Genomic DNA, 13,628 nt, shown 5'->3' with positions numbered 1-13,628 from the left:
TAAAAAATATATTATGATAAAAAATTTCAAATGGCTGTTGTTGATTTCGCTAACCTTCGCAGCATGTAATAATGATGATGAGGTAATCGTTGAAGAGCCACTAACGGCAGGTACGGCAGATTTCTCTAAATATGTGGCTTTAGGGGATTCATTTGCAGCAGGATATAGCGATGGTGCTCTTTTTAAAGCCGGTCAAAAAAATTCATATCCAAATATTCTGGCTGAGCAATTTGCTTTAGTTGGTGGAGGTGTTTTTACAAATCCATTTATGGCAGACGATAATAGAGGAGGTTTTTCAATTGGAGGGAATCAAGTTCCTCAATTTCCGACACGTTTGTATTTTAATGGAGCTGGACCTGTAAATGTTTCAGGGGTTTCAGGAACGGTTCTTGGTGCCAGTATTTCTGGTGCTTATAGCAATATGGGAGTTCCGGGAGCAAAAGCGATACATTTAGGAATTGCAGGTTACGGACAGGCTAATCCTTATTTTGGACGATTTGCAAAAACAGCAATGTCTAGTGTGGTTAAAGATGCTACGGATCAAAATCCAACTTTTTTCTCTTTGTTTATTGGTGGAAATGATGTTTTAGGATATGCTACTAATGGTGGTATACCTACTTCGCAAGATCCTGTTTCAGGAAATGATATTACACCGGCGGGTACTTTTAATGCTGCTTATAATGCTTTGGCAACTGCTCTTGCAACTGGAGGAAGAAAAGGTGTTGTTGCAAATTTACCATACATCAACAATCTTCCGTTTTTCACGACGGTTCCTTATAACCCAGTTCCTTTAGATGCTGCTACTGCAACGCAGTTAAATACACAGTTGTTGGGACCTGTAAAACAAATTCTTACTGCTTTGGGAGCTGGAAGTAGAATCAAAACGTTAGCTGCTTCTGCTACTAATCCTTTGTTGATAAGAGATGAGACTTTAGTAAACTATAGTGCTCAGATTACTGGTGCATTGACAGCGGCAGGTGTTCCTGCAGCTCAAGCGGGTTTAATGGGTAGTCTTTACGGACAGGCACGCCATGCTAATGGAGGTGCGAATGTTGCTGATAAAGATTTTATATTACTTACTACAAGAACTGTGATTGGAACACCACAAGCTGGAATTCCAGCTCCTTTTAATACTGTTGGGGTGACTTATCCTTTACAGGACAATAGAGTTTTGACAGCTTCAGAGGTTTCTGAGATAAAATTAGCTACTGATGCATACAATGTAACTATAAAAGCTGCTGCTGATTCAAACAGTTTGGCTTTTGTTGACACGGCATCAATATTGAATCAGTTGAATAACGGAGGAATTCGTTTTGGTAACTTTCATATGACGGCTGCTTATGTAACTGGTGGTACTTTTTCTTTAGACGGAGTTCATCCAAGTCCTAGAGGATATGCTTTGATTGCCAATAAATTCATTGAGGCGATAAATGCTAAATACGGCTCTAATTTGAAAGGTGTTGATTTAGGTTTATATGGGATTCAATATCCAGCAACGATACAATAATCAGAATTTACTTTTTTATAAAAAACCATCCGTTTTTTAACGTGATGGTTTTTTATTTTTGAGGATATTGCTATCTTTTGTCTGTTTCTAAGTCATTTCTCCATTATCTATTAAAAATATCCTTTTTTTATAAAAAAATAATTGATTTTATATTTTAAAAAATTATCTTTGCGCTCTGAAAAAAGCATTTAATCGATACGTTTCGGTTGGTACTAATTCATAAACCTAAATAGCTATTTAATAAATACATAAGTAATGTCAAAAGTAATAGGAAAAGTTGCCCAGATCATTGGACCAGTAGTTGATGTAGTTTTCAACGGTAAGGATGTTGAACTTCCAAAAATTTATGATTCGTTAGAAATCACAAAAAAAGATGGTACTTTATTAGTACTTGAAGTACAATCTCACATTGGTGAAAACACAGTACGTACCATTTCGATGGACTCAACAGATGGTTTGAGTAGAGGTTATGAAGTAGTTGGAACAGGGAATCCTATCCAAATGCCAATCGGTGCCGATGTTTACGGTCGTTTATTCAACGTAATTGGAGATGCAATTGACGGTTTAGGTAATTTACCAAAAACAGGAGAAAACGGTATGTCTATTCACAGACAAGCACCAAAATTCGAAGATTTATCTACTTCTTCTGAAGTTTTATTCACAGGTATTAAAGTAATCGATTTAATTGAGCCTTACTCAAAAGGGGGTAAAATTGGATTGTTCGGTGGTGCTGGTGTTGGTAAAACAGTATTGATTCAGGAGTTGATTAACAATATTGCAAAAGGTCACGGTGGACTTTCAGTATTCGCAGGAGTAGGAGAAAGAACACGTGAAGGAAATGACTTACTTCGTGAGATGTTAGAGTCAGGAATTATAAAATACGGTGATGAATTCATGCACTCTATGGAAAATGGAGGATGGGATTTATCTAAAGTTGATATGCCAGGAATGAGAGAGTCTAAAGCTACTTTCGTTTTCGGACAAATGAATGAGCCTCCAGGAGCTCGTGCTCGTGTAGCACTTTCTGGATTATCTATTGCAGAATATTTCCGTGATGGAGCAGGAACTGATCAAGGTAAAGATGTATTGTTCTTCGTGGATAATATCTTCCGTTTTACACAAGCAGGTTCTGAGGTTTCAGCACTTTTAGGTCGTATGCCATCTGCGGTAGGGTACCAACCAACATTGGCTACTGAAATGGGTGCGATGCAAGAGCGTATTACATCAACAAACAAAGGTTCTATTACATCTGTACAAGCGGTTTACGTTCCTGCGGATGATTTAACTGACCCGGCTCCGGCTACAACTTTTGCTCACCTTGATGCTACTACTGTATTATCTCGTAAAATTGCTGAGTTAGGTATTTATCCTGCGGTTGATCCATTGGATTCAACTTCAAGAATTCTTACTCCTCAAATTTTAGGTGATGAGCATTATGACTGTGCACAAAGAGTAAAAGAAATTTTACAAAAATACAAACAATTACAAGATATCATTGCGATCCTTGGTATGGAAGAATTATCAGAAGATGATAAATTAGCCGTTTCAAGAGCACGTCGTGTACAACGTTTCTTATCTCAACCTTTCCACGTTGCTGAGCAATTTACAGGATTAAAAGGAGTTTTAGTTGATATCAAAGATACTATCAAAGGATTTAATATGATTATTGACGGTGAATTAGATCACTTGCCAGAATCAGCTTTCAACCTTAAAGGTACTATTGAAGAAGCTATCGAAGCTGGAGAAAAAATGTTAGCGGAAGCTTAAAATTAGTTTAAAAGTTTAAAGTTTAAAGTTCACTTGTAACCTTAAACTTTAAACTTTTAAATTTTCAAACTACAAAAATATGTTATTAGAAATAGTATCACCAGAAGCAAAATTATTTTCAGCAGAAGTAACTTCGGTTACATTGCCAGGAGTTGATGGAAGCTTTCAGATTTTGAATAACCACGCGCCAATCGTTTCTATTTTAGGAAAAGGTGTTGTGAAAATTACAGCTTCTGATTTTGCTTTTGCAAAAGAAGTAGCAGGTAAATTCACGAAGTTAGATGCTCAAAATTATACACTGGCTATCAATTCAGGTACAATTGAAATGAAAGACAATAAAGTTATTATTTTAGCCGACTAAAGTAATCTTGATCATAAAAAATGAAAGCCTCACAAATATGTGAGGCTTTTTTTTATGTCCAATCCCAAAGTACAATATTCCAAACAATCCCATCTTCGTCATAAGTATCAATTATTTTGAATCCAATGGCCTCGTGTGCTTGCATAGAGCGAAGGTTTATAGCGGCAACTTCAGTGATTAAGTAATCAAATTGATGTTGCAGTTCCTCTCTGTAAAAATGATAAAGTCCTCTGAATATTCCTTGTTTGCGATAGTTTTTATCTACACAAATTTGCCCCATTACAACGTAGGTTTTATCCTTGGGTACTAATTCATCAATTCTTTCAAACATTGGAATAAGAGCCTTGATTTCATTCCTAAAGCCAGAAAGCATTACAAGTGCAAAACCTACTACTGCGTCATTGTCTTTAGCAATAATGTGTGCGCAAGCAGAATTCATTTGTTCTAGCAAAGCGACGGAATGTTGCACAGTAACAAATCCTTCTTGAAGTTTTTCTTCAGAACTTATATTCTGAGAGCTATTTTGTAATTGGAGCGCTCTAATTTGTTCCAATTCGTTTAAAGTTGACGCTCTTTTATAAAGTATAGGTTTCATTTGATTTTATCGATACGGATTGATGATTGGTATTTACTATCTGTAATTATAAAATTAGAAAATCTTCGATTACACGAAATGGATTTAGATTTTTATTTTTCGCTTAATTTCAAATTCATTTCGGCATAATATTTTTCATTGTATTTTCCTGCAACCACAAGGGCTCCAGAAATTAAAATAAGATTTTTGATTATGTATTGTCCCGCCAAAGTAGGGCAATAAGGAAACGCATCAAAACAAATAGTTTTTAGAATAAAAACAGGAAAAAATGTAGCCGCCATATGCATTAATAATAGCGGAATAGTATAAGGAATAAGCCGTTTTATGAGTAAACCAAGACCTATAAGAACTTCGCAAATACCAAGAATTGGAATAAATATTTCGGGTTTAAACCAATAAACGGTTTGTTCTACTAATTCGCCGGCAGGACTCATTCCGAAAATTTTTAAAGCACCAAACCATATGTAAACTATTGCCAAAGAAATTCGCATCATATTGACGCTGTGTTTTTCCATTTTTTTGCTTAAAATAAAATAAAAAGTATTGAATATTTTTTTCATTAGTAAGTGTATTTAATGGGTTGTCCCAGCTTTTTTTATAATCGAAGCATTATTCTGTTTCAAATTAGGTTGTGAAAAATAAAAAAAACCTAACAGGTTTCCAACGTCTGTTAGGTTTTAGTTGATAAATGAGATAGCAAACAAACCATTAAAACAAAGTATCAACTTAATTATCTTAAGTTATTCGGCGCCATCAGTAAGGGCTCTTGCTACAGCAAAACCGCCTACTTTTTCGCCTAATTCAAGTCCTTTTTCACAATCGCTTCTGTAGTGTATGCATCCAAACATTCTAGAATCCGAAGCTTCTTTTGCCATAGCCACAAAACTTTGTTTTTTTGCAGGAATTATGTGTGATAAAACTACGCAGGCTGCACCGCTAAACGTGGAGTGACCTGATACATAGGAAGGGAAATTAGGAGTGCCTGTCAATGTCTTTATAGAGGGGTCAACTTGAGAAGGTCTCGGGTTGAAGAAAGTATATTTTGCATCCCAACAGCTGATTGCTGCATCCATCATTGCAATATTTAATAATGCAAGATTTCTTGCCCATCGTACTTCACTATAATTTAGCTCTACAAATGACTCTGATGCAATTGCATTCCAGTGTCCTGGAGGCGTATAAGTTCCTACACCATCAGCCCAAAAAGTCACGATTTGCATGTTCTTTCTGGTGGCATTTTTTCCGTAGTTTTTTACTTCAGCTAATTCCTTTGCAAATTGTTCTGATTTTGTAGAAGGCGGAGGAACCGGACGGCTGGCAATAACCATTTCTGGAGTCATTAAGAATGATTTTACTTTTCCAAACAATGGTAACATTGGAGGTCTTGCAGGTACATCTAATGATTTCCAAGGAGTTTCTCCAGTGGCAGCAGTTTGAGTTTCCAGTTGTGTCCAAAGCGCTTGATTACCAATAGCTGCTCCAGTTCCATCAGAAGCTGCTCTGGCGATAAATTTGCCTGCAATTTTTCTGCCTAAAATAATTCCTGCATCAACATCACTTCGAACATTGGCACCACTAATAATGCGATATAATTTTTGTTCCTCTGCTTTTTCTTGTATGTAAGCGATTTCTGTTGGGAACAATAATTTTAATAATTCAACCGTAACTCCAGCTAAAACAGCATCTTCAGATGGATATGAAGGTAAGGCGCTTTTTGGGATTAAAACCGGTAAAGTTGCATCAACCGTAAAAGGTGCAGCTCTATTATACAGTTTTTTATAATGCCAAGTAGCAATCATCGCATCGTATTGCGCGGCACTCACATAAGCATAAGCTCTGGCTGCGTATGGAGGATTTGAAAATGGAAATTCAGGATTTGCAAATGGATTTGCTCCAGATGGTGCAGGATACGTTCCGTCTTCATTTTGATACGGCGGACGATTGTGTCTTGCAACTAAAGTTCGCATGATTTCATTCCAACGTAAAACACCTCCGGCACTCCAGTATTTTATTATTTTTTTCTGTTCCGGCGTTATGCTTGCTTGATAACTTTTTATTTCATTGATTTCTCTTGTAAATGCGGCTGCAGTACTAGCTATTGGTGCATCCAAAGAGAATTCATCCGGTGTAGTCAATAGGAATGTTTTCCAAGTTCCTGCTAATTCGTCTGTATTAGCCGGATTTAATTGAGGAAATTGTTCGTTGCGTTCTGTTAACTCATCACTACAAGAATAGTTCAACGTAAGAAACAAAACCAAAAGACTGTTATAGGCTATTTTTTGTATTTTATTTTTCATTTTCTTGAGTTGTTTTTTTTAAATTAAGGATATAAAATAAACCGCCATAAAAGGTATTCGATTGTCCAACATTTCTGCCTTCTGTAACAAAATTGCATCCTCCAATAAGAGATAATGCCGGTATTTTCTTGAGTGTATATTTAGTATTCACGCCAACTTTTAATGCATTCATAGTATTGCTCGGAAAAGGCATATTGTTTGTTGTAATGTCAAATCCTCCAGATTGTGTAACCCAGTTGTCTACCACTGCCTCGGCTATTAATCTGTTTGAGCGATACCCTATTCTGAAGTTTACAGAAATTGCGTCAGGCATATCAACTTCATTGGTGTAATGTATTTCGTTTGTGTAATAGGAATTTCTGTCAATGGTTATGTTCGCTCTTTTTACATACGCTCCGGAAATAGTGCTGAAAAAACGACCTCTTTGATAATCACCCATCAATCGTAAAGAAGCAGTTTTGCTTTTTAGACCAAGACTTAAAGGCAAATAATCAGCTGAATAATTAGAAACTGGAGCCGAAAGTCCTCCTAAAGCATATAAAGAGTAGGTTGCTTTTCCAATTGTTTTTTCAAAAGGCATGTATTTTATGGTTAACGATAGGTCCTGCAATCCTTTTTGACCTTCCATTGTTCCTGCAGAAGCCTTTGTCTCTACGTACGGAAGGCTGAAAATAATATTCAATTTATCAGAAACACCATAGTTTCCCATTAAGGCAACTGATTTTGTAGAAACGGTACCAAGATTAAGATTTTCTCTTTTAAAGGTTCCTTCCCAATACTCGTCCCAGCTGCTATATTGGTATACAGCTCCAAAACAAAAATTGTTTTTGCTCATCATAATACCGTCAATCTCTGTTTGAGCATTCATAAATAAAGGTGCCAACAGCAGGCAACTCAGATAAAATTTTTTCATTAAAAAATGGTTTTGGTTAGTAGTTTGGTATTTTACGATTTAAAATAATTGGTTTTTTTTGATATTATTTAAAAGCGTATTGTGTTATTGATATTCTTGTAAAATGCAACTAATTCTTAAATGGTATGTCTCTAAAATCTGGTTGATATACCGATGTTAATTGTGTAATCAGCAAATGCCGCATCACCCTGAACATGTGTACCTGTTGTTACAGAATTTTCTTTGTCAGTAACACTTTGTGTACGGTTACGAACTACTGCAAATGGCACTGATACAAACAAGACTACTTTTTTGTATTCATAGTTTACAGAAGGCTCTACTGACCAGATATAACCCGGACGACGGAAATCGCCACTGCCACCCACAAGATCATAAACAGGAATCCCTTCTAATCGTGCACCTGCCGCCACAGATAATCCTTTTACTTGATTCACGGAATAGTTAAAACCTGCTCTAAACATATATTGATCTGGTACGCTCATAATAGCTTCGTTAGCTAATCTTGATACAATTGTTTCTCTATAGGTTCTCGTGCCATTTTGCTCACGAGGATTAATTAAGTAATAGAAATTACCGTAAACTCCAAAGTTCTCAATGAAGTTGTAAAAGGTGTTTAATTCAAAAGTAAATCCAGTACCACCGTCTCCTAACTGGATGGATTGATCTACAGTGCGCAATTCTTTTGTCCCGTTTGGACCTACATTGTAAAAATAATCTTTGTAGTTGTAATCACCGGTTGGTAATTTTATCCCTAATCCTAATTGTATATTTCCTTTTGTGCTTTTTGCCGGATCTAACATCCATCTGTAAGCGGCAAATCTAATATCTCCTATTCCAAAAGAACTGGTTGAATGTCTTTCTCTTTTTACGTAAGTCCCATTTACCAATCCATGTTCGTACAATGAAGAACGAACGTTGTTTGAAATGGGTAGGTCGACCATAACGGACCAACGGTTGTTTAATATTCTGGTGAGTGAAAGATTGAAAACGGAAGTGTAATTGATAACTTCTGTTTTTTGAACTAATCTATCTTTGTTTTCTTCTGTTCCTGAAAAGTGTCTGAATGATCTAAAATAGCGACCACTGCTGGCAAATTGCCATCCGGAAACATTAGTACTGTCTGCGTGAATCGACATACAGCTTGTGGCATTACCCTTGATAGCGACGCAACCCTGAGCAGACATATTTTGGGTGTTAAAAGTAATTGTAAGGAATAGGATAAAAATACAAGCGGATTGTAAAGCGGATAAATTTTTCAAGTTTTTGGTTTTTTAAAATGGTTAATGGTATAAAACAGGCCAACAACTGCTTCTTTCTAAAAAGAAGTTTGGCATTAAAAACAGATAAGTTAGTGGATAGGTAGTATCACTGTAAAGCAAGATCTACTTTGGCTTTCGCCAAAAAGTCTCGTTGATTTTACAAGGCAAAAGGATAGATTGAAGGTTGCATTTGAAATAAAGAACTCTTTTAAAAATCCATTTTTTGAATTTGCAAATCCATTTAAATCATGATTCTTAAAGCTAGTAGTACAAAATATACCAGAATAGAAATACAAAATAGACCTTTGAATTCATTCGCAAAAAGCGAATTCGGATAAATACAAAAGACTATTTTGTATTTATAACGGGCATAATTTCTAATAAATGGATGTAATAAATGTACAGATTTAGCTAAAAAGCAATCGTGAATTATCTTGACTTTACAAATGCCAGATAAAAGCGAATGATTCCACTAAAATGAAAGGAGATTTAAACGAAATCGGGTGGTGAATACGATACGGAAATGTATCCGGAATCTAGCGCCTGGTTTGGCATAATGATAGGTTCACTTGAAAGTACAGCTGTTTTTGGAGAAAAATTTACGCAAACAGCAGTATTTGCTACATAATCTTTTAGGAAAGATTTTAGTAGTTTTTTTACTGGAGACTCTTTTGATGAGGATCCGTTGAATAATTGATTGTCAACAATGTCTTTTAAATCCTGACTTATTGCATCTTGATGTGAATTGCGCAGGTAATAAAGACTTAGTATGTTGTTTTGAATTCTTTTCTTGAAAATATGATAACTTTTATTGTTGATAACCACATCTTCATTTACATACTCAAAATCAGTGTCTTCGATAAAGGAGTATAAAGTGGCGTTCAATTTGATTACTTGAAACTCTGAATCATGTTTTTTCTCCATAGAAGACACCCACGCTTGCTCCTCTTGATAAGCAAACATCAGATAGTATCCCATCACGTTGTAGAACAACGTTACTATTAGAAAAAGTGATGCAATTCGTTTCATATTTGCCGAAAGTAGAAAACTATTTCATAGGTTAACATCTTCGATATTAATTTTAAGTTTTTTTTAACATAATTTTATGAAAGTTATAAATCGAAACCGTTTTCGGAAAAATTTATAGATTTTTTTTTCATTGCTATTTTTCAATTGTTAAATTTTAATGAATTATATTTTTATGATTTATGAAATGGGATTCTAAATTAGAATTTATATTTCAAATTTCATTAATTTGAAGAAATCAGCAAACAAAAATGGCGCAAAATCCATAAACCAAAAAAGATGCTTATTTTTGCTGACTATGAAACATTTTCCAGAAAATTTATCCGCTAAACTTGAAATTAGAAAGCAGAATAATGCTTTGCGAAAATTACCTTTGTCAAGTAAAAAGATTGATTTTTCTTCCAATGATTACTTGGGTTTTTCTCAGTCAGAAATTATTTTTAAGGAGACGCATCAGCATTTAATTACTAATAACATCATTCAAAACGGAGCAACCGGTTCTCGTTTATTATCTGGAAACCATAAACTGTATCAAGAAACAGAAGACTTTATTGCCAATTTCCACAAATCTGAATCGGCTTTGATTTTTAATTCGGGCTATGATGCCAATGTTGGTTTTTTTAGTGCTGTTCCGCAAAAAAACGACTTGATTTTATACGATGAATTGTGTCATGCTTCTATTCGGGACGGAATTCAACTGTCTAATGCCAAAGCCTATAAATTCAATCACAATGATTTTGAAGATTTAGAAAAATTGATTTTACGGAATCCAAATACCAATATTTATATCGTCACCGAATCTGTTTTTTCTATGGATGGAGATTGTCCAAATCTAGAAGAATTAGTTCAGCTTTCAGATAAATATAATTGTTATCTTGTTGTTGATGAAGCGCATGCTTTGGGCGTTTTTGGTACAGAAGGAGAAGGATTCGTACAAATGTTAGGTTTGCAAAATCATGTTTTTGCCCGCATTATGACTTTCGGAAAAGGGTTGGGTTGTCATGGAGCCGCGATTTTAAGTTCGATTGAATTAAGGGATTATTTAGTAAATTTTGCCCGAAGTTTTATTTATACCACAGGGCTTTCGCCACATTCCGTTGCCACGATTTTGGTTGCATACCAACATTTAAAAAAAGATTCGGCTTCAATTTTAAAATTAAGAGAAAACATTGTTTTTTTTAATCAGGAAAAAAATATATTGGGATTAAAGCCGCTTTTTGTTCGAAGCAAATCTGCGATACAATCCGCTATCATTCCAGGAAATGAAAAAGTAAAAGCAATCGCCAACTTACTGCAGGAAAAAGGATTTGATGTGAAAGCAATACTTTCGCCAACTGTTCCCGAAGGACAGGAACGCTTGCGTTTTTGTTTGCACAGTTATAATTCGCAACAGGAAATCTCGGAAGTGTTGCGTTTGTTGAGTACTTTTGTTTTTTAAATAAATTATGGAAGAAAGCACTTTTCAAAAAATAGCGACTTTTCAATATTCCTCTGAAGCAATAATCTTCAAAGGAAAATTAGAATCCGAGGGTATTGAAGTATTTATGCGCGATAATAATACAGTAGATTCAAATCCATTATACAGTAATGCTGTTGGAGGTGTCAAGCTTTTTGTTCAAAATAATGATTTTGAAAAAGCTACCGATATTTTTTCAAATATTAGTCAGTATTCATTAGATGATAATGAAAAATTGAGAAAATGTCCAAAATGTGGAGCGGAACAAATAGATATGGTTACTTCTATCCAAGATTTAAAATCTTTTTTAGTATTTCTTTTTTCCGTTTTTTTAGTTGCAATACCATTTTATTCTAAGCATAAATACAAATGTGATAATTGCAAATTTGAATTTAAATAAATTTTTAAAAATCAGTGACAATCAGTTAAATCTGTGTCATCCGTGTGCTATTTATATGAAACTATTTATAACAGGAATTGGAACCGATGTTGGTAAAACCATCGCGTCAGCTATTATTACAGAAGCTTTGCAGGCAGATTATTGGAAACCCATCCAAGCTGGCGATTTAGAAAATTCTGACAGTCATAAAATCAAATGTTTTTTATCTAATGAAAAGACGGTAATTCATCCGAACAGTTATGCTTTAAATACACCGGCTAGTCCACATCTCGCTGCTGAATTGGACGGAATTGTTATTGATTTAAAGAAAATCATTGAGCCCAAAACAGAGAATCATTTGGTTGTTGAAGGTGCTGGAGGTGTTTTTGTTCCGTTGAATTCAAATGATTGTGTGATTGATTTGATTCAACCGGATTATAAAGTGATTGTGGTTTCCCGACATTACTTGGGAAGTATCAATCATACGTTATTGACGATTGAAGCCTTGCAAAACAGAAAAATCGCAGTCGTGGGAATAGTTTTTTCTGGTAACGAAAATAAAGCAACCGAATCGATTATTTTATCTAAAACGAGAGTAAAATGCATTGGACGAATAGAACAAGAGCCGTATTTTGATAAAAATGTAATCAAAGAATACGCAGACCGATTTAGAGAAAATCTATTGAGTTTATAAAATTAAGAATCAAGAAGAAAGAATCAAGACTTGTTTTTTAGGTTTTTCTCGCTTCTTGTAGCTTGCTTATTTTATCTTTGCAAAATGAATTTAACAGAAAGAGACCGCCAATATCTTTGGCATCCGTATACCCAACATAAAACCGCAGCGTTACCAATTGCCATTAAAAAAGGAAAAGGCGCCTTGCTTTGGGATGAAAATGAGAAGGAATATATTGATGCAATCGCTTCGTGGTGGGTCAATCCTTATGGACATTCGAACACCTTTATTGCCGATGCGATTTACAAACAACTCACTACATTAGAGCATGTTTTGTTTGGTGGATTTACACACGAACCCGCTATTTTGGTAGCCGAGAAGTTGATGGAAATCTTACCAAAAAACCAACAGAAAATATTCTTTTCGGATAATGGATCTACAGCAGTTGAAGTGGCAATTAAAGTGGCGCTACAATTTTTTTTCAATAAAGGAGAAAAGAGAACTACGATAATCGCTTTCGAAAATGCTTTTCACGGCGATACTTTTGCAGCCATGGCAGCGAGCGGAATTTCATTTTATACACAAGCTTTTCAAGGAATGTTTATTGATGTGGTTCGGATACCGGTTCCAGTTAAAGGACAGGAGCAGGAAAGTTACAATGCTTTACAATCCGTTATAAAAAACAATACTTGTGCAGGTTTTATTTTTGAGCCATTGGTTCAAGGAGCTGCAGGAATGGTAATGTACGAACCGGAATCGTTAGATATGTTGATGCGAATTTGTCAGGAGAATAATGTGCTAACCATTGCTGACGAAGTGATGACGGGCTTTGGAAAAACTGGAAAAATTTTTGCAACAGATTATTTGGTGGAAAAACCAGCTATGATGTGTCTGTCCAAAGCGTTGACCGGAGGAACTATTCCCATGGCGATTACCACTTTTACTCAGGATTTATTCGATGCTTTTTATGATGACGATATCAATAAAGCGCTGTTTCATGGACACACATTTACAGCAAATCCTACAGGCTGTGCGGCGGCTTTGGCCAGTTTAGAATTGTTACAAACCAATGAAATGCAAGCGAATATAATTCGTGTTAATCAAAATCATTTGGATTTTCAGGAGCGAATTAAAAATCACCCAAAAGTTGTTACAACACGAGTGCTGGGAGTCATTTTTGCATTAGAAATAAAAACCGAAAGTTCAGCCAGTTATTATGGAACATTGCGTAATAAACTCTATGATTTTTTTATCGAAAACGGAATAATTCTGCGTCCTGTTGGTAATATTGTGTACATTTTGCCTCCTTACATTATTACCGATGAACAATTAGAAAAAGTATATCAAGTAGTCGAAAATGCTTTAGAAATTGTTTAATTTTTAAGTCACAGATTA

At 35.2% G+C, this 13,628-nt stretch carries 13 protein-coding genes; 7 read left to right on the top strand and 6 right to left on the bottom strand.

Annotated elements, in window-relative coordinates; all coding sequences use genetic code 11:
* Nucleotides 1–13: 13 nt before the first annotated feature.
* The 3 genes from CLV00_RS03550 to CLV00_RS03540 all read left to right on the top strand — a co-directional run bounded on the left by CLV00_RS03550 (nt 14) and on the right by CLV00_RS03540 (nt 3,635).
* Nucleotides 14–1,507: a G-D-S-L family lipolytic protein gene (locus CLV00_RS03550; RefSeq protein ID WP_099713840.1), complete on the top strand. Its 1,494-nt coding sequence runs from the start codon at nt 14–16 to the stop codon at nt 1,505–1,507.
* Between the two features lie 255 nt (nt 1,508–1,762).
* Nucleotides 1,763–3,274, top strand: coding sequence for a F0F1 ATP synthase subunit beta (gene atpD, locus CLV00_RS03545; protein WP_035668832.1), 1,512 nt, complete (start codon nt 1,763–1,765; stop codon nt 3,272–3,274).
* Between the two features lie 79 nt (nt 3,275–3,353).
* Nucleotides 3,354–3,635 (top strand): F0F1 ATP synthase subunit epsilon, encoded by a 282-nt coding sequence (locus tag CLV00_RS03540; RefSeq protein ID WP_099713839.1) that lies wholly within the window; start codon nt 3,354–3,356, stop codon nt 3,633–3,635.
* A 52-nt stretch (nt 3,636–3,687) separates the two neighbouring features.
* Here CLV00_RS03540 and CLV00_RS03535 read toward each other — a convergent pair whose 3' ends face one another.
* From CLV00_RS03535 to CLV00_RS03510, 6 genes are all read right to left on the bottom strand, one after another.
* Nucleotides 3,688–4,230, bottom strand: a complete 543-nt coding sequence (locus CLV00_RS03535; protein ID WP_099713838.1) for a GNAT family N-acetyltransferase — start codon at nt 4,228–4,230, stop codon at nt 3,688–3,690.
* Between the two features lie 92 nt (nt 4,231–4,322).
* Nucleotides 4,323–4,790, bottom strand: coding sequence for a hypothetical protein (locus CLV00_RS03530; RefSeq protein ID WP_099713837.1), 468 nt, complete (start codon nt 4,788–4,790; stop codon nt 4,323–4,325).
* Between the two features lie 180 nt (nt 4,791–4,970).
* Nucleotides 4,971–6,527, bottom strand: coding sequence for a vanadium-dependent haloperoxidase (locus CLV00_RS03525; RefSeq protein ID WP_099713836.1), 1,557 nt, complete (start codon nt 6,525–6,527; stop codon nt 4,971–4,973).
* Nucleotides 6,517–7,440, bottom strand: a complete 924-nt coding sequence (locus CLV00_RS03520) for a hypothetical protein (RefSeq protein WP_099713835.1) — start codon at nt 7,438–7,440, stop codon at nt 6,517–6,519. The genes CLV00_RS03525 and CLV00_RS03520 overlap by 11 nt, the downstream gene beginning before the upstream one ends.
* Nucleotides 7,441–7,571: 131 nt before the next feature.
* Complete coding sequence (locus tag CLV00_RS03515) at nt 7,572–8,699, bottom strand: hypothetical protein (protein WP_099713834.1); 1,128 nt, start codon at nt 8,697–8,699, stop codon at nt 7,572–7,574.
* 489 nt (nt 8,700–9,188) lie between these two features.
* A complete protein-coding gene (locus CLV00_RS03510; protein WP_143394877.1) occupies nt 9,189–9,728 on the bottom strand; it encodes a hypothetical protein in 540 nt (179 codons plus the stop codon).
* Nucleotides 9,729–10,023: 295 nt separating this feature from the next.
* Here CLV00_RS03510 and CLV00_RS03505 point away from each other — a divergent pair, with 295 nt between their 5' ends.
* From CLV00_RS03505 to bioA, 4 genes are all read left to right on the top strand, one after another.
* Nucleotides 10,024–11,163 carry a pyridoxal phosphate-dependent aminotransferase family protein gene (locus CLV00_RS03505; protein ID WP_099713832.1) on the top strand — a complete coding sequence of 380 codons (1,140 nt, stop codon included), beginning with the start codon at nt 10,024–10,026 and terminating at the stop codon, nt 11,161–11,163.
* 7 nt (nt 11,164–11,170) lie between these two features.
* On the top strand, nt 11,171–11,581 hold the full coding sequence (locus CLV00_RS03500) for a putative signal transducing protein (RefSeq protein WP_099713831.1): 411 nt from the start codon (nt 11,171–11,173) through the stop codon (nt 11,579–11,581).
* Nucleotides 11,582–11,636: 55 nt separating this feature from the next.
* On the top strand, nt 11,637–12,254 hold the full coding sequence (bioD, locus tag CLV00_RS03495) for a dethiobiotin synthase (RefSeq protein ID WP_099716219.1): 618 nt from the start codon (nt 11,637–11,639) through the stop codon (nt 12,252–12,254).
* 84 nt (nt 12,255–12,338) lie between these two features.
* The gene (bioA, locus tag CLV00_RS03490) at nt 12,339–13,610 is read left to right on the top strand and encodes an adenosylmethionine--8-amino-7-oxononanoate transaminase (protein WP_099713830.1); all 1,272 of its coding nucleotides are present in this window, start codon (nt 12,339–12,341) and stop codon (nt 13,608–13,610) included.
* The last annotated feature ends 18 nt before the right edge of the window (nt 13,611–13,628 follow it).

Source organism: Flavobacterium sp. 11 (assembly GCF_002754315.1).
Lineage (GTDB): Bacteria > Bacteroidota > Bacteroidia > Flavobacteriales > Flavobacteriaceae > Flavobacterium > Flavobacterium algoritolerans.
Note: the sequence above shows the minus strand (reverse complement) of the source record. Positions and strands in the feature narration are given on the sequence as shown.

Bases quoted from the DNA above. Each gene is read 5' to 3' on its own strand.
- CLV00_RS03550 (WP_099713840.1), top strand. From the start codon at position 14: ATGATAAAAAATTTCAAATGGCTGTTGTTGATTTCGCTAACCTTCGCA.
- atpD (WP_035668832.1), top strand. From the start codon at position 1,763: ATGTCAAAAGTAATAGGAAAAGTTGCCCAGATCATTGGACCAGTAGTT.
- CLV00_RS03540 (WP_099713839.1), top strand. From the start codon at position 3,354: ATGTTATTAGAAATAGTATCACCAGAAGCAAAATTATTTTCAGCAGAA.
- CLV00_RS03535 (WP_099713838.1), bottom strand. From the start codon at position 4,230: ATGAAACCTATACTTTATAAAAGAGCGTCAACTTTAAACGAATTGGAA.
- CLV00_RS03530 (WP_099713837.1), bottom strand. From the start codon at position 4,790: ATGAAAAAAATATTCAATACTTTTTATTTTATTTTAAGCAAAAAAATG.
- CLV00_RS03525 (WP_099713836.1), bottom strand. From the start codon at position 6,527: ATGAAAAATAAAATACAAAAAATAGCCTATAACAGTCTTTTGGTTTTG.
- CLV00_RS03520 (WP_099713835.1), bottom strand. From the start codon at position 7,440: ATGAAAAAATTTTATCTGAGTTGCCTGCTGTTGGCACCTTTATTTATG.
- CLV00_RS03510 (WP_143394877.1), bottom strand. From the start codon at position 9,728: ATGAAACGAATTGCATCACTTTTTCTAATAGTAACGTTGTTCTACAAC.
- CLV00_RS03505 (WP_099713832.1), top strand. From the start codon at position 10,024: ATGAAACATTTTCCAGAAAATTTATCCGCTAAACTTGAAATTAGAAAG.
- CLV00_RS03500 (WP_099713831.1), top strand. From the start codon at position 11,171: ATGGAAGAAAGCACTTTTCAAAAAATAGCGACTTTTCAATATTCCTCT.
- bioD (WP_099716219.1), top strand. From the start codon at position 11,637: ATGAAACTATTTATAACAGGAATTGGAACCGATGTTGGTAAAACCATC.
- bioA (WP_099713830.1), top strand. From the start codon at position 12,339: ATGAATTTAACAGAAAGAGACCGCCAATATCTTTGGCATCCGTATACC.